Annotated in this window: 12 protein-coding genes; 9 read left to right on the top strand and 3 right to left on the bottom strand. The window is 44.1% G+C overall.

The window, feature by feature from the left end; genetic code table 11:
• The first annotated feature begins 23 nt into the window (after positions 1 to 23).
• Positions 24 to 1,211, top strand: a complete 1,188-nt coding sequence (locus H8S37_RS07490) for a hypothetical protein (RefSeq protein ID WP_207723882.1) — start codon at positions 24 to 26, stop codon at positions 1,209 to 1,211.
• Entirely contained in the window at positions 1,201 to 3,252 is a 2,052-nt protein-coding gene (locus H8S37_RS07485) for a hypothetical protein (RefSeq protein WP_186875360.1), read from the top strand. The genes H8S37_RS07490 and H8S37_RS07485 overlap by 11 nt, the downstream gene beginning before the upstream one ends.
• Before the next feature lie 235 nt (positions 3,253 to 3,487).
• On the opposite strand, the gene H8S37_RS07480 is transcribed toward H8S37_RS07485, so the two are convergent.
• Both H8S37_RS07480 and H8S37_RS07475 read right to left on the bottom strand, forming a co-directional pair.
• Complete coding sequence (locus H8S37_RS07480) at positions 3,488 to 4,750, bottom strand: Glu/Leu/Phe/Val family dehydrogenase (RefSeq protein WP_186875359.1); 1,263 nt, start codon at positions 4,748 to 4,750, stop codon at positions 3,488 to 3,490.
• Positions 4,751 to 4,753: 3 nt separating this feature from the next.
• A complete protein-coding gene (locus H8S37_RS07475) occupies positions 4,754 to 6,043 on the bottom strand; it encodes an aminotransferase class I/II-fold pyridoxal phosphate-dependent enzyme (protein WP_186875358.1) in 1,290 nt (429 codons plus the stop codon).
• A gap of 140 nt (positions 6,044 to 6,183) precedes the next feature.
• Here H8S37_RS07475 and H8S37_RS07470 point away from each other — a divergent pair, with 140 nt between their 5' ends.
• A complete protein-coding gene (locus tag H8S37_RS07470; RefSeq protein ID WP_186875357.1) occupies positions 6,184 to 7,146 on the top strand; it encodes a LysR family transcriptional regulator in 963 nt (320 codons plus the stop codon).
• A 38-nt stretch (positions 7,147 to 7,184) separates the two neighbouring features.
• A complete protein-coding gene (locus tag H8S37_RS07465) occupies positions 7,185 to 9,083 on the top strand; it encodes a PEP/pyruvate-binding domain-containing protein (RefSeq protein ID WP_186875356.1) in 1,899 nt (632 codons plus the stop codon).
• Here the strand turns inward: H8S37_RS07465 and H8S37_RS07460 are convergent.
• Complete coding sequence (locus tag H8S37_RS07460) at positions 9,080 to 9,967, bottom strand: LysR family transcriptional regulator (protein WP_186875355.1); 888 nt, start codon at positions 9,965 to 9,967, stop codon at positions 9,080 to 9,082. The genes H8S37_RS07465 and H8S37_RS07460 overlap by 4 nt on opposite strands.
• Positions 9,968 to 10,138: 171 nt before the next feature.
• Between H8S37_RS07460 and H8S37_RS07455 the strand changes: the two genes are divergently transcribed.
• The 5 genes from H8S37_RS07455 (at position 10,139) to H8S37_RS07435 (ending at position 16,170) form a co-directional block, all read left to right on the top strand.
• Positions 10,139 to 10,915: a carbon-nitrogen hydrolase family protein gene (locus H8S37_RS07455; protein WP_186875354.1), complete on the top strand. Its 777-nt coding sequence runs from the start codon at positions 10,139 to 10,141 to the stop codon at positions 10,913 to 10,915.
• Between the two features lie 24 nt (positions 10,916 to 10,939).
• The gene (locus tag H8S37_RS07450) at positions 10,940 to 12,256 is read left to right on the top strand and encodes a purine-cytosine permease family protein (protein ID WP_207723881.1); all 1,317 of its coding nucleotides are present in this window, start codon (positions 10,940 to 10,942) and stop codon (positions 12,254 to 12,256) included.
• Between the two features lie 37 nt (positions 12,257 to 12,293).
• On the top strand, positions 12,294 to 13,361 hold the full coding sequence (locus tag H8S37_RS07445; RefSeq protein ID WP_243207082.1) for an aminopeptidase: 1,068 nt from the start codon (positions 12,294 to 12,296) through the stop codon (positions 13,359 to 13,361).
• A 58-nt stretch (positions 13,362 to 13,419) separates the two neighbouring features.
• Entirely contained in the window at positions 13,420 to 14,484 is a 1,065-nt protein-coding gene (locus H8S37_RS07440) for a M29 family metallopeptidase (protein WP_186875353.1), read from the top strand.
• Positions 14,485 to 14,574: 90 nt separating this feature from the next.
• On the top strand, positions 14,575 to 16,170 hold the full coding sequence (locus H8S37_RS07435) for an OPT/YSL family transporter (RefSeq protein ID WP_186875352.1): 1,596 nt from the start codon (positions 14,575 to 14,577) through the stop codon (positions 16,168 to 16,170).
• The last annotated feature ends 32 nt before the right edge of the window (positions 16,171 to 16,202 follow it).

Genomic DNA, 16,202 nt, shown 5'->3' with positions numbered 1-16,202 from the left:
CAGATTCACAGCGGGAAAAGAAATTGAATAAAGAACAGGCATATGAAGTATTCCGGTTTATTGAGTATGGTACACAGTGCAGGCAGAGCTTGGACTGCGTACAGGGAATCTTACTGATTTACTATTTAAAAGAATATCCTCGCGTGGAAAAGGATTGTCTTTTTAAATGGTTTAGACAACTGTGCCATTTGATGGAACAGTATCAGAGATGTAAAAGGGGACGCTGCTATCGGTATTTGAATCCATACAGTATATTAGTTGCGAAAGAAAATCTGCTGTTGTTGGATTTAGAATCGCCTGAAAATGAAGCAGTGTTAAAATGCATGCAGAAACGGGCGGTAAACGAACATTTTGTAAAACCTGTATTCGAACGTAAGATAAGCCAGGCAGTACAGGCAGATCTGTTCTGTACAGGGAGAACAATGCAGTTTATTCTTTCATATGCACAGGTATATCCCGCGCTTACCAGGCGGGAGGAGCATATGCTGGAGAAAGTAATTCAAAAATGTCTGGGGGAATCTGGCAGAAGCTTTGAGGATTTTTTTCAGGTACAAAAGGCATTGCCGGAGTTAAAGGAGAGAAGAAACAGAGGAAAAAGAAAAGGGGTTCTATATGGAAGTATCATTGTGTTTGTACTGACTGCCGGAATTGGAATCGCAGCAGCAAGCAGGAAGGACGCAGGGCAGACGCCGCCAATAAATACGGGAGGAGAGAGTGCGAAGCGTTCAGAAAAAGAGGTTTCTAAAGCGGAAAAGGCGAAGGAAAAGGACAGGCAAGAGGGAACAGCGGAAGCAGACATTTTCGGGCTGAGAGAGGAATCGGAAGAGGGAATGGATTTCATAATAGAATCGCTGCAGGAAGAGCTTTTGCTAAATACTGCCGCAGGCAATCAAGAGGTGATTACACGCGGAAAGGAATTAGAGGCAGAGATCTTAAGATGTCTTGCCGCCGCATATGAAAGAGAGGAAATGGAGAAAGAGGCGGCAGATGCGTACGGGAGACTGTGTGAAATCGAGGAACAGGCAGAACGGATAGAGGCGGCGGGGATAAAAAAGATGAAGCTGGAGGCAGGGCAGGGGCAATATGCAAGGGCAGTGCTGACAGGAGAGGAACTGATAGAGAGACTAGGAGAGTCGGAAGCTGTCGAAGAATTAATGGAGGAATACAAAAAGCAGGAGGAAAACGAAGGGGGAGAAAAAAATGAAGAATAAGAAGAAGGGATTTATTGGCACAGTGATTCTGGGTATGCTTATTACCTTTTTGCTCTGTACAGGACTTTCCTATGATAAAAACCAAAAGGACGGGGAAGAAAAGAGAGAAGAAACGACCGGAGAAGAAGAAAAGGGCTATGAAAATCCACAGATACTATGTCCCAGACCAGATGGAGAAAACGGTTGGTTTCAGACAAAGCCGCAGATACAGATTATCCATACAGAAAGGCAGGCGATTGTCTGGTATGAATTAAAGTCCACATCAGGAAAAACAATAGAGGGACAATTAAAGATAGAAAAAACGGAGGAAGAGGGAAGTGTGGAGGAAACGGAAAAAGAGAAAGTATTCGTTGTTCCAAAGGAATTTTGGGAAGAGGGAGAAAATCTTATATCCGTTTGGATGACAGAGACAGAGACGAAAGAAGAACTATACAGGGAAGAGATTACAGTGAAAATAGACGAGAGCATGCCGGCACCTCCTGTTTTTTCTTATCCTTTTACAGATGACGGGACAATCTGCGTAAATGCGGAATTCGAAATAGAGGTGAAAAGCGAGGACATGGTGTCTGGAATCAGTGAGATTGTCGTTTTGCATAACGAAACAGAGATTGAAAGGATACAGGGCGGTGAGGGAAGCGTGACTATTTCTCCGCCATTTTATGGTGCTGTGGATGCGTATGCAGTGGACAGGGCAGGTCATCGATCTGCGGACAGCAGAGCGACAGAAGTTTTATGCGAAAACGAGGCTCCGCTGCTTTGGATTACTACTGCGGAGACGCAAAACGGCTGGTATGCAGAGGCAGCAGAGGTGGCTGTGCAGATACAGGAACCAGCGTATGAAGGATATTCCGGACTAAAGAGGGTATGCTGTTATGTAAATGATAGAATAGTCACGGTAAAAGAGTACGAACGGGAGCAGGTGACGCAGGATGATATTTTTCTGCGAATAGAAGAGAATTCTGTGTCCGGAGAACCTGTTCAGATAGCTATAGAGGCGGAGGATTATGCAGGAAATAAGACAGTGCAAAGCCAGGAGCTATATATAGATGGACAGATACCAGTCATAGAGGCAGAAGGCATCTATCATTCTATGATTACTGCCGAGACTAAGACGGCAGTATTTACGGTGGGAGATGAGAACATACTGGAAAACTGTAATATAGAAGTCTGGCGGACAAGTCCTGCAGGAGACCGCCTGGAAGAGACGGATAAGCACAATATTATATGGGAAGAGACAGAAGGGGGAAGAAAGGCAAGGCTTGTATTTGAAGAAGAAGGAAAATATGACTGCATTGTTACTGCTTCAGATAAAGCCGGGCATATAAGTACGGCGGAATATACATTTATCATAGACAAGACAAGCCCGATAATACGTTATGTCAGTCAGATGGAGGGCGTATATATTCCTTACTTTGAATGGAATTATGGTGCCGAAGAAATGATACAAGATTTTACTGGATATACATATCAGATTTATCTGGACGGGGTGCCTTATTTTGCAGGAAAACGAGTGATAGATGAAGGAGTAAGGATTTTACAGGTGACCGCGGAGGATGAAGCAGGAAATGAGGCGGACGCTTATGCGGTATTTACAATCGACCATACTGCGCCGGAGATCTGTTGGAGAGGCGTGGAAGATGGAGAAAAATATGAGGGAGAAGTAGCCTTTAGTATCTGGGTAGAAGAAGGCGGACGGCTGTACAGCCTTGAAATAAATGGTGAGAAGCAAAATATCAGTGCAGACAGTCAGATTGTCCAGTACGAATTTGACGAGCCTGGGGCGTATTATGTGACGGCAGAGGCGGAAGATTTGGCGGGAAATAAAAACCGTGCAGAGTTACGATTCTCAATTATGGAACGAATGTCCGCGGTGGAGCATATAGAAAGAGTATTTTCAAAGAAAGGAGATGGAACGGAGGAAAGGGAAAGGAATGACGGGATAGCTTGGATTCCCGCAATACTTTTTGCAGTGGCCCTTCTGGCAGTAGTCGGGAGGCTGTGTTATAGAAAGAAAAGACGGCACAGAAAAAAAGAGCTGTAAAAAGGGAGGATGCCAGGTAGCTGTTTGTCAGCTCCTGGCATGTATTATGAAAAAGTTTATTCAAAATAGTATGATACATACTTGATAACGTCAATGTTTATTAGATTATCTATCTGATACATATAGTATAGGCAAGAGAGATGAAGAAACAATGATAAGAAAATGAATGTTTTTTAAAATAAAAATGAACAAAATATGAACGTGAGACTGCCGAAGCAGCCTCACAATTAGGGGATTATGGCCAGATAGCTCTTGCTTTCTTTGCTTCTACTACTCGTTTCACAGCGATTAGATAAGCGCCGGTTCTCAATGTAGTGTGTTCCTTCTGTGCAATATTCCATACAGCCTCAAAAGCCGGATCCATAATATTTTTCAGTTTTTCGTTGACTTCCTTTTCGGTCCAGCTTACAGACTGAATGTTTTGTACCCACTCAAAGTAAGAAACAACAACACCACCCGCATTGGAGAGAATATCAGGAACTACAGTGATTCCTTTTTGATTCAGCGTAGCGTCTGCTTCGGATGCAATTGGCCCATTGGCAGCTTCTACAATAATATCCGCTTTGATACGATCTGCGTTGGAGGCATTGATCTGGTTTTCTAAAGCAGCAGGGATTAGGACTTTGACATCCAGCTCCAGCAGTTCTTCATTCGTAATACGTGTTATTCCATCTTCTTCATATCCGGTGAGAAGATTTTTGCGGTCTTTTGAGAGGTAATCAATAATTGCAGGAATATTTAATCCGTCTGCCTTATAAATGCCGCCGGATACATCACTGACAGCGACAACCTTCATTCCTTCCTCATTCAGCAGTTTTGCTGTGATACTTCCTACATTTCCCATACCCTGGACGGCAACGGTTGTGCCCTGTATGGGGACATTTAACTTGTTGAGAATGTTTTTCGTAGTGAACATGACTCCGCGTCCGGTAGCTTCATTTCTTCCAAGAGCACCGCCTAATTCGATTGGCTTACCAGTCACAACACCATGTACACAATGTCCTTTGAGCATGCTGTATGTGTCCATCATCCAGCCCATGACGGTGGCGTTACTTCCTACATCCGGCGCAGGAATATCCTGATCCGGCCCGATCAGAGGAGCGATGGCAGCCGTGAAGCGGCGTGTAATGGCGCGAAGCTCACGCTCTGAAAGTTTATTTGGATCACAGATGACGCCGCCCTTTCCACCACCGTAGGGAATATTGACAACTGCGCACTTGAAGGTCATCCATGCAGCGAGTGCTTTCACTTCGTTCTCGTTGACTGCCGGATGGAAACGGATTCCTCCCTTAGCCGGCCCTCTGGAGGTAGAGTGCTGGATACGGTAGCCTTCAAAAACATGCGTGGTTCCGTCGTCCATGCACACGGGGATTGCCACCTTCAGTTCTCGTTCAGGATACTTGATCGCCTCAATATCACTTTCAGAATATCCGAGAATATCTGCTGCGTCTTTTACAGTTTTTAATACGTTATCATAAGGATTATATGTGTTTGCCATGATTCATTCTCCTTTACTATTTAACAATTTTTCAATTCCTGCAATTTGTATACATACTGTGAAAATATCTATTGCCTGTTCTAATTCTCCGAGTGTCGGATATGTTGGGGCAATTCGGATGTTGCTGTCCAGAGGATCCTTACCGTAGGGATAGGTGGCGCCGGCCTCTGTCATAATGACGCCTGCCTGCTTGGCAAGCTCTACGGTACGTTTTGCACAACCTGGCATGGTATCCAGAGAGACGAAATAACCGCCTTTTGGATGGCTCCATTTGGCAAGACCGCTGCCCTCCAGATTGCTTTCAAGTTTGTCTAGTACAGCGTCAAATTTGGGACGCAATTGTTTAGCCAGAAGCTCCATGTGATGCTTTAAGTTTTCCTTTGATTTAAAAAACTGTACATGTCTTAATTGGTTTAATTTATCGTGTCCGATAGTCTGCGCAGACATATGCTTTTTTAATTCTTTTATATTATCCAGACTAGAAGCAGTCAAGGCAATGCCGGCACCCGGAAAACTGATTTTCGAGGTTGAGAAGAAATAATACGCGCGATCTGGATTATGAAAATGACTACATGCATCCAGAATATTTTTAAGAGGTACTTCCTCATAGATGTGGTGTATTCCATAGGCATTGTCCCAGAAAATACGGAAGTCCTCTGCGGCGGTTTCCATAGAGGCAAGCTGTTCTACTACAGGATCGGAGTAGCACACACCCTGCGGATTGGAGTGAAGCGGAACACACCAGATTCCTTTTATATAAGGATCTTCTCCAGCAAGCTTTTTCACCATTTCTATATCAGGGCCATCGTCCAGCAAAGGAACCGGAATCATCTCTATTCCCAGCTCTTCGCAGATTTTAAAGTGGCGGTCATAACCGGGCACCGGACAGAGAAACTTTACCGGATGTCCGCTGTACTTATGGTAGTGCCAGGGCATAGAGCCGTGGGTTCCGAACAGACAGAGGAAAGATAAGGTATCGAACATTACATTCAAACTGGAATTTCCACCGATGATGATTTGTTCTGGAGCAATGCCGAGTGTTTCTCCGAACAGCCTCCGACATTCTGGAATTCCTTCTAAGATACCGTAATTGCGGGCGTCGGTTCCGTCTTCTAAAGTATAAGCGTTCATTTTGTCCATAAGCGGAGCGCTTAAGTCAAGCTGCGAAGGAGCAGGCTTTCCGCGCGCCATGTTAAGCTTTAAGTTTTGCGCACAGAATGCATCATACCGTTCCTGTAGTTCGCGGAGCATCGTTTTTAGCTCTGCCGAGGAAGCTTCTGTAAATTTTTTCATTATATCCTCCTTTTGAATATATTGGAAACAGCTATTTCGTTTTTTCTTGCCTTTATTATAAAAAGGCTTTAGAATAGAAGCAAATACTTATATTTATATGGTAAATATAAGTAAATAATTATAAGAAGGAGAAAACCCTTATGTTCAGCGGTATGAACTATGTATATGAGGTATATAAAGCGAGAAGTTTTTCCAAAGCGGCGGAAAAATTGTACATATCGCAGCCGGCATTGAGCGCTATGATTAAAAAAATAGAGACAAAAATAGGAATGCCGTTGTTTGATCGCAGTATGAATCCGATACAGCTTACAGAATGTGGGAAAAAGTATATCAAAACAGCAGAGAAAATTATGGATTTGGAGGATGAGTTTGCCTATTATGTGGGGAATCTTTCAGAATTAAAGACAGGACATCTCTCGGTCGGAGGGACATATTTGTTTTCTGCATTTATTATTCCCCCTATTATTAAGACATTCGGAGAAGCTTATCCACATGTAAAAATAAGCTTGTTTGAGGGGGACACACCTCTTTTGGAAGGAAAGCTGTTTGCAGGAGAGCTAGATCTTTTGATTGACAATTATATATTAGATGAAAAGATATATGAAAAGAAGGTTTTCATGGAGGAACATCTTATTTTGGCAGTTCCTGCATCATTTGCAAGCAACAGGAGGGCCAGGAAATATCAAATGACGGCGCAGGACATAAGAAACAATCTGCATTTGGATCCCTCTTTTTTGGGAGTGCCGCTGAAATATTTTAAAGAGGATCCCTTTGTAGTGCTTCGTTCTCACAATGATACGAGGGAGAGAGTGGAGGCAATTTGCCATAGAGCTGGAATACAGCCGAATTATGTACTGAAGTTAAACCAGCTTCTCACGACATATCATCTTACAGAATATGGGATGGGAGTTTCTTTTGTCAGTGATACAGTAGTAAAAAGCCTTCCGGCAGACCCGGAGGTTATCTATTATAAAGTAGACGATCCAGAGACAGTAAGAGAAGTATACTTATATTATCGGAAAAATAAATATCTGACGCGCAGTATGTCGGAATTTATTAAATTTGCAATACCAGGTATTGACTTAATAATAGATAAAAAATAAATAGCATACTATATAAATATGAAAAAGAGGAGACAGACATGAATGTGTGGAAACAATTACGGGCAGGCAAACGCCTGACAGAAGAGGAGAAAAAGCAGATCTGCCATGAGATGGTAACGACAGAATCCAGAATGGAAAAACTGATTTTAAAACATTTTGAAGAAAAAGATTATCAGAACGTAGCGGAGCGAAGAATTGGAGGAGGTCTTATCGGCGGGAAGGCATGCGGTCTTTTAGCGGCGCGGAAGCTGATTGAGAACAATCTGCCGGAATATGTGGAATTGCTTGAACCCCATGATTCTTTTTTTATCGGTTCAGACGTATTTTGCGGGTATTTAAAAGACAATGACTGTCTGGAGTTAAGAGAGAAGCAAAGGAAAGAAAAGGAACGTTTCAGGGAGGGGGAAGAACTAAAGGAGCGCCTTAGAAACGGGAGCTTCTCTGAAGAAATCAGAGAGGGATTTTTGAACATTATCCGGCATTATGATAAGACACCTATTATTGTACGTTCCAGCAGCTTTTTAGAAGATGGCTATGGAAATGCTTTTTCTGGAAAGTATGAATCCATTTTCTGCATGAGCCAGGGAGAGGAGGAAGAACGTCTGCATGAATTGGAGGAGGCAGTTCGAAAGGTATATGCAAGCACGATGAACCCGTCTGCCCTGGAGTATAGAAGAAAGCGGAAGCTTCTGGGTGCAGATGAACAGATGGCGCTTCTGGTGCAGAGAGTGGAAGGACAGAGGTATGAGAACTATTATATGCCTGTGGCAGCAGGTATGGGCTGCTCTTATAATCCTTATAAGTGGATGGAGCATCTAAATCCGGATGCAGGAATGTTAAGACTTGTGGCAGGACTTGGGACAAGGGCGGTGGAACGTACGCCGGGGGATTACCCAAGACTAGTTGGATTGGACAGGGCGCAGGCGAATATGAGGACGACGATTGCAGAGAGACACAAATTCTCTCAAAGACAGGTGGACGTGCTGGATCTGGAACAGGGGATGCACAGTACGGTTTCGCTGGACAAAATAATAGAACTACTTCCTTCCTGGCAAAAAAAGATGGTTTTAAGCCATGACACAGAGGCAGAGCAGCTCCTTGCCCAACGTGGCCGGTACCGGAAAATTTATTTTTCAGACTGCCAGGGACTAGTAGACAACAATGCGTTTATACATATGATGCGCAGAGTGCTGAAAATGTTGGAGAAGGAGTACGAACGACCGGTAGATGTGGAATTTGCCCTGTCAAGCCCGCAAAAGGAGGTATGGAGGGTAAACCTGTTTCAGTGCAGACCTCTGCAGGTGTCTGTGTCAGAACAAATACAGATACCAGAGGAAATGGAGAAGGAGTTTTTATTTGATGTGAGGCGCACGTCCATGAGACGATCCAAAAAGGAGAGATTAGATCGGATTGTGTGGGTAGATCCGCAGAAGTACTATGAGTGTTCCCATGCAAAGAAGCCGGATGTGGGGAGGCTCATTGGCAAAATTAACCAGTATTATGAAGAAGAGGACAAAAAGCTTATGCTGCTTGTGCCCGGCAGAATCGGAACTTCTTCTCCAGAATTGGGAGTGCCTGTAGTGTATGCGGATATCAGCCAGTTTATCGCAATTTGTGAAGTGGCATACAGTAAGGCAGGATACCATCCGGAATTGTCCTATGGAAGCCACATGTTTCAAGACTTGGTAGAGGCAGACGTCTATTATGGAGCGATCAATGAAAACAGCAAGACAAAGGTTTACCGCCCAGAGCTTTTAGAAACGTGCAGAGAAATTCTAAAGGACATTTTCCCGGAGGAGACAGAGCTTTCAGAAATTGTAAAAATTTACGATACGTCAGACAAGGATACGAGGTTGATTCTGGATGCGAAGGAAGGCAGGGCAGTCTGCCTGATTCACAATAAAAATTCCGAGTGCTGTTCGCGGAAAAAGGATTAGAGCACAGATTTACATACTTTTAAAAATTTTAGGTTGCCGGACGTAAAAAAGCTGTCTTTCATCCATGCAAAACTAAATGCATTGCGGGAAGAAAAACCGCGGATATAAATTTGCTCTAAGGTTCCATTATCCAGATTTTCCTGTACGACAAAACGATAGATAAAAGAGATTCCTATATTTTCCATGACGAGCTTTTTGACAGCGTTTATCGTGCCGATTTCTACATAAGAATGGAAATTGCCGAGCTCTTGATTGTGCTCATGGAGGATATGCATGAGGTTTCGGTGGGAGTTTGTGTCATTTTCGCGGAAAATAAGCCGGTAGTCGTTGAGCTCTTGGAAATCAACGGTATGTCCGGCAAGAGGATGCTGCGGCGAACAGACGCAGACCGTCTCCATCTCGAATAGCTCTTCGCTTTCGTAAGTGGAGGAGGGACAGTAGGCATCTGTGATACAGCATTGAATCCTCCCTTCCTGAAGCCAGGTAAGGAGTTCGTCAGCCTCTCCTAAATAGAGGCTGACTTTCTGGTTTGGATATTTTTTTAAATATTCTGCGATCATATGCGGAACGAGGGATTCTCCGGCGGTTGTGACAGTACCTAATTTTAATTCGCTGTTTTCTTTCGGAGGCGCCATCATTTCTTCCAGAATCAGGGCAGAATCAGAACGGATAGTCTGGGCAAAGGAACGCAAAAGCTTTCCTTTTTCGGTAAGGTGGAGACGACGCTTTTCATCGTAATAGAAAAGCTTGGTTTTGTAGTATTTCTCAAGATATTTTATATGCTGGGATACAGCAGGCTGTGTGATGTTTAACAGACTGGCGGTCTGGGTATAGTTGCGGGTCTCGCAAAGTGACAGAAATGTAGCAAGCTTTAAATCTAACATAGGAAAAACGTCCTTTCTGAAAATAGAACTGAAAAATATGGGTATAACCTATACTTATCAAGGTATAAAATAATATGATTTCATTTTAGAAGAATATTTTGGTATAATCAAGGAAAATATACATGGTTTTACAACGATTTATTTGTGAAAATTGCGGAAAGGAGGAGAAAGATGAAAATAGGGATTGTGCAGTTTGCTTCTATAGAGGGGGAAGTGAAAAGGAATTGTGAACATTTTGAACATGAAGTGAAAAAGTATTCAAAGAATGGGCTTGATTTACTCTGCTTTCCTGAATTGTGTATCAGTGGGTATAAATTTGAAAGTGGAAAACAGATGAATGAGAAAGCATTTGTATCCGAGCTGGCACAGCGGTATAAGCAGCCGATTCTCGCCGGGGTACAGTCTGTCTGTCAGGGAAAGTATTATGATGTAGTCTGTCTTTGGGATGAAGCAGGCGATATAGCAGGGGAATATAAAAAGATTCATCTGTGGGCTTCCGAGAATGACTACTTTGCAAGAGGAAATGAATTGGTGGCAGTTTCGTTTCGAGGCTGGAAAATCGGCATGTTGATCTGCGCAGACTTAGGATTTGCGGAGATCTCTACACCACTCGCGCTTGAAAAGGAGGCAGATCTTATCATATACCCGAGTGCATGGGGATATGGATGGGAGGAGTTATTCTGTGGATGCGCTAAAACAAGGGCGGCGGAAAACCAGGTATATACGATTGCCCTTAACCGCGCCTGCGGAGACGAGAAATACTGTGGGAATTCTACGGTAAACGGCCCAGATGGGACTGTGCTTTTAAGGTTGCAGACTACGGGAGAGGCATATGGAGAAATTACGCTTGAGAAAGAAAAGCTTAAAGAAGCAAGAATTGGAATTCCATGGCGACAGATGAAGCAGCCGGCAATTTATAAGGAGATAGCGGATAAAGGAAAGTCGTAGAAAAAGATGAGGAGGATATGATATATGTTTGATGAAAAACCGATGAAAAATGAAGGGGCGGTCGCGGCAGATGAGCCTATGACTCCGATACCGCTGGAACAGCGTGAAAAATGGGTGACTCCGGCAGTCGTATTCGGAGGATTAGAGTTTAGTGTATCTGTTTTGATGATTGGTGCTACTTTGATTGGCTCATTTGGACTAAAGGGAATGATACCGGTCGTCTTGTTTACGTTTTTGATCCTTACATGGGGCGGAAATGCAATCAGTGGATATATGGGAGCTAAAACAGGACTTTCCTCCTCTGTTATCGCAAGGCAAGGATTTGGTGACAAACAGGCAAAATTCATCATTGCGCTTGTAATTGGCGTGATCAGTATGGGCTGGTGGGCGATCCAGACTTCCGTAACCGGAAATGCTTTGTGTGTAATTTTAGGTATTGACTACGCGGTAGAGAAAGTACCGTGGGCAATCGTGACAATTATTGTAGGTGCGCTGTTCGCAGTGCCGGCCATTATTGGATATTCTTCAATGAAATGGACGGATTATCTTGCAGTGCCCTGCGGACTTCTTCTGTGTGTGGTAGGAATTTACCTGGCTTTGAAAAATGTGGGCTGGTCTCACATTATGAGCTATCAGGGAAGCGGAGAACTGACATTTGCGGCAGGTGTTACTACACTTTTGGGGATGAATGTGTCGCAGTTTGTCATATCAGCAGACTATACCAGATATGCAAAACCAAGGTGGAAAGACAATATCTTGATTCCTCTTGGAATTATCGCAATCGGAATCCCTCTTGTATTTATCGGAGGAATCATGGCAGCAGGCAACGGTACGGCAGATATCGTGGCGGTTATGCAGGGACTTGGCTTCCCAATCTGGGGCTTCCTTGTACTGTGGCTCGCTTCCTGGACAAGCCAGTTGGTAAACAACTATACAATGGGTCTTTCCTTTTCTAATATCCTGAATGTAAAAACAGGAAAAGGAAGAGCAATGGTAACATTGGGAGCCACTGTAATTTCTATTCTTCTTTCTCTGTGGGGAATCCTGGATCATTTTACAGACCTGTTGAATCTGGCAGCGCTGCTTTATCCGGCAATCGCTGGGGTCCTGTTTGTGGACTTCTTTGCAAGAAAACAAAAATGGGAGGACAAGACAGGCTGGAACTTTATCGCTACGCTGGCAATGGTTATCGGCGCGGTTGTCGGGTATGTGACTACTTACGTAGTAAGTATCGGAATTCCACCACTGCAGTCTCTTATTATTACGGGGCTTGTATATTACTTTGCAATGAAGATCAAAGCGAAGGCGGCGCCGGATAAATTTACGGAAGGTATGTTTTAGATACTATAAAAATTAAAGATAGAAAGGAAGGACGAGTATGGAATATCCAATAGGGATTGAGATGACAGAAGGGTATCTGTCATACGAGGTACAGGGTGCAGCAATGAAGCTGGTGCGTGATGTGATGCTGGTAAAGCAGGGAGAAAGTGTCGTAGTAACAGCGGATACATCAACGGATATGCGTGTGGTGGAGGCTGTGATGAAAGCGGCGTACACAATTGGAGCAGTCCCTGTATTAATTAAGTATCCAACGACAGGAAAAGCATTTGAAGAGCCGGCATTGCCGGTGGCAAACGCCGTGGCAGCAGCGGATGTATGGATTGAGTTTGCATATTACTGTGTGATGCACTCTCCTTGTTTCCAGAAAGCGATCGCGAATGGAGCAAGATATACATGCCTTTGCGGAATGGATACGATTATGCTGGTGAATACAGTTGGGAAGATCAATTATGGAATGGTAGTCGAGTTCGGAGAATATCTGACACAGAGAGTGCAGAAGGCGGATGAGGTTATTGTACGGGACGCAAACGGAACAGATCTAAAAGCTTACAACCGCGGAAGAAAGGTGAAACATTCCGGTCAGCTTGCTACAAAGAAAGGGTATCCGATTATGCTCGGCGGCCAGGTAAGCTGGTGCCCTGTGGAAGAGACGATTGAAGGTACGATTGTGTTTGACGCAGCGCTGTTTCCTCCGGCAGAGATCGGCATTTTGAGAGAGCCGGTGAGGGTGACATTCCATGAAGGAAGAGTGACAGACATAAGCGGCGGAGCACAGGCAGAAATTTTCAAGAAGTGGATAGATTCTTTCCAGGATCCGAATATGTACCGTCTGGCGCATTATTCGATAGGATTTAATCCAGGTGTGCGCAAAGCAACAGGAAGAATTGTGGAGGACGAACGAATCTTTGGATGTATTGAATTTGGCATCGGAAGCCAGGGCGCAAGCTTAAACGGCGCGTTTTGGGATGCCGCTGCACATACAGACGGGGTAGTCTCAAAGCCGACCATTATCCTGGACGGAGAAGTGATTGAAGAAAACGGAGTCTACAAGGATCCGGTATGTATCGAATATTGTAAAAAACTGGGGATTGCGGAGTATGAATAATCCCATCGTAAGCTTAGTGAAAAAATAAATTTATATAAAAGAAAGGGAGGATTTCATTATGGAGTATCCAATTGGAATCGAAATGACACCAGATTATTTATCTTATGAAGTGAGCAAGGCAGCTTACAAGCTTGTAAAAGAAGTTATGCTTGTAGAGCCCGGAGAAAACGTAGTAGTGACCGGAGATACTTCTACAGACAAGAGAGTTCTGGATGCGATTATGAATGCTGCTTATATTGTGGGAGCGAATCCGGTTCTGGTTTACTGCCCGACTACAGACGCTGCGTATGCAGAGCCGGTTGCACCGCTTGGAAATGCAGTGGCAGTGGCAGATGTATGGATTGAGCTTTCCTATGCATCCATTATGCTGTGTGAATCCTGGAGAAAAGCGATTGACTTTGGCTGCCGTTACATCAACCTGACGGGAATGGATGTGACTATGATTGTAAATTGCATCGGAAAAGTGGATGTAGCAGGAGTAGTAGAGTTAGGTGAAGCTCTGAAGGCGAAAATGGAGGCTGGAAATGAAATTATTATAAAGGACGACAACGGCACATACCTGACTGCACGAAACGAAGGCAGAAAAGTGCGTCATTCCGGACAGCTTGCTACATTTAAGGGATACCCATTTATGATGTGCGGACAGATTAGCTGGTGTCCGATCGAGGAGACGATCAATGGAACACTGGTATTTGACGCGGCAATCTTCCCGCCGACAGATATGGGGATTCTATCTGAACCAGTAAAACTTACGCTGGAAAACGGACGTGTGACAAAAGTAGAAGGTGGAAAAGAGGCAGAGCGTTTTGATGCATGGCTGCATTCCTTCAACGATCCGAACATGTTCCGTCTGGCGCATTATTCATTAGGATTTAACCCGGGTGTATCGAAGGCTACGGGAAGAATTGTAGAGGATGAGAGAATCTTCGGATGCATGGAATTTGGAATTGGAAGCCAAGGCAAGATGATACGGGGAAGCTACTGGACAGCGGCATCCCACACAGACGGCGTAGTATCGAAGCCTTCTATTATACTGGATGGAAAGACAATAGAAGAAAATGGAAAATACGTAGATCCTGAACTTGCAGCAATTTGCAAGAAGATGGGAATGGCAGGATATTAAGATTCCGGCAGAGAGGGAAGAGGAAAGGAGGGTACCCGTGAATTTTGCGTGTACTCTCCTTTTTTACGGAATGAGTAGAAAGGAGAGCGTATGAAGGATAAAAATACAAATACAGAAAAGACAACTTTTGAGAAAATAAAATTTTCAGAGCCGGTAACGATTATTTTTGGTTCTATTCTGGCGATTCTGTCAGGAATTATCTGTATGCAGATCATGGGAAAAGTAGGTGTATCCGCGAATACTTCGATTCTGGGTGCAGTATTCGCTATGCTGATTGCGCGAATACCGATGACGCTGTTTAGCAATTTTAAGAGTAAAGAACGGCAAAATTATATACAGACAATTGTATCCGGCGCAGGATTTTCAGCGGCAAACTGTGCGTTTGTGGCGGTGGCGATCCTCTTTGTCATGGGAGAGACAAAGGCAATTCTTCCGATGGCGATCGGAACGATTTTTGGAACCGTTGTTTCTGTATATACGGTAGGGGCACTTTTCGATTCTCCGCTATTTCCGGCAAAGGAGGCATGGGCGCCGGGCGTTGCTACAGCAGAAGTCATTGAAGCCGGTGACGAGGGCGGTGATAAGGCAAAAAGAGTTATACAGGGAATTGTTGTCGGTATCGTAGGAAGTATCTTTAAGCTTCCTGTAGGAGCAGTTGGTATTGTGTTTATTGCAAATATTGTCTCTATGTTAGCCCTGGGGATAGGACTTCTGATACGTGGATATGCATTGCCTGTAACTGGTTTCGATATTGGGGCGACTAATATTCCACAGGGAGTTATGGTCGGCGCCGGACTGGTAGCGCTGATTCAGTCCGTATATTCGATCTATCAAAGCTCCTCCAAGAAAAAGCGTGCGCAGGCAGAACGCATGGAAATGGAAGAAGGGCTTACCGTATCGGCGTCAAGGACGAAAAAGACATTGATTATTGCGCTGCTTACCCATGTGGGCGGTGGTGTTCTTACCGGAATTATCTGTGGTATCTTTACAGGGATGTCTCCGACCACTTTGATTCTTTGGATTGTATGGACGGCATTTTCTTCCATCGCTTCTATGATTATTATTGGAAAAGCGGCGATGTACTCCGGCTGGTTCCCAGGCTTTGCAGTGACGACAATTTTTATGACAATCGGCGTCCTGATGGGATTCAATCCAATCGCTGTAGCGGTTATGACAGGATATATCAGCGCTGTAGGGCCATGCTTTGCTGATATGGGATATGACTTAAAAACAGGATGGATACTCCGCGGGAGAAGTAAGAATAAAGAACATGAAGTGTACGGGAGAAAACAGCAGGTATATATTGAGATGCTGGGAGCAGTCATCGGGATTGTAGTTGTTATTTTCTTTGCAGATATGACGATGAAGGACGGATTAATTCCAGCAACAAGCTATGTATTTGCAACTGCGGCAGAAGCCGGAACAAACATGGCGCTGGTGAAGGAACTGCTGATCTGGGCAATCCCGGGAGCGATTATTCAGTTTATTGGAAGAAAATACATGTTTGGTGTATTGCTGGCAACAGGGCTTTTGATTAACAATCCGATTTATGGAATCGGCGTTGTGATTGCGGTCGTTATCCGTAAGATTATCGGAGACGAATTTATGAACTGCCGCGATGCCGGATTGATTGCAGGAGACGGGCTATACAGCTTCTTCTCCAGCCTGATAAAAATGTTTATATAATCTGCTTTATTAACCGGCCGCTTGGAGATGGA

Source organism: Mediterraneibacter hominis, assembly GCF_014287475.1.
In the GTDB taxonomy this organism is placed as follows: Bacteria; Bacillota; Clostridia; order Lachnospirales; family Lachnospiraceae; genus Mediterraneibacter; species Mediterraneibacter hominis.
Note: the sequence above shows the minus strand (reverse complement) of the source record. Positions and strands in the feature narration are given on the sequence as shown.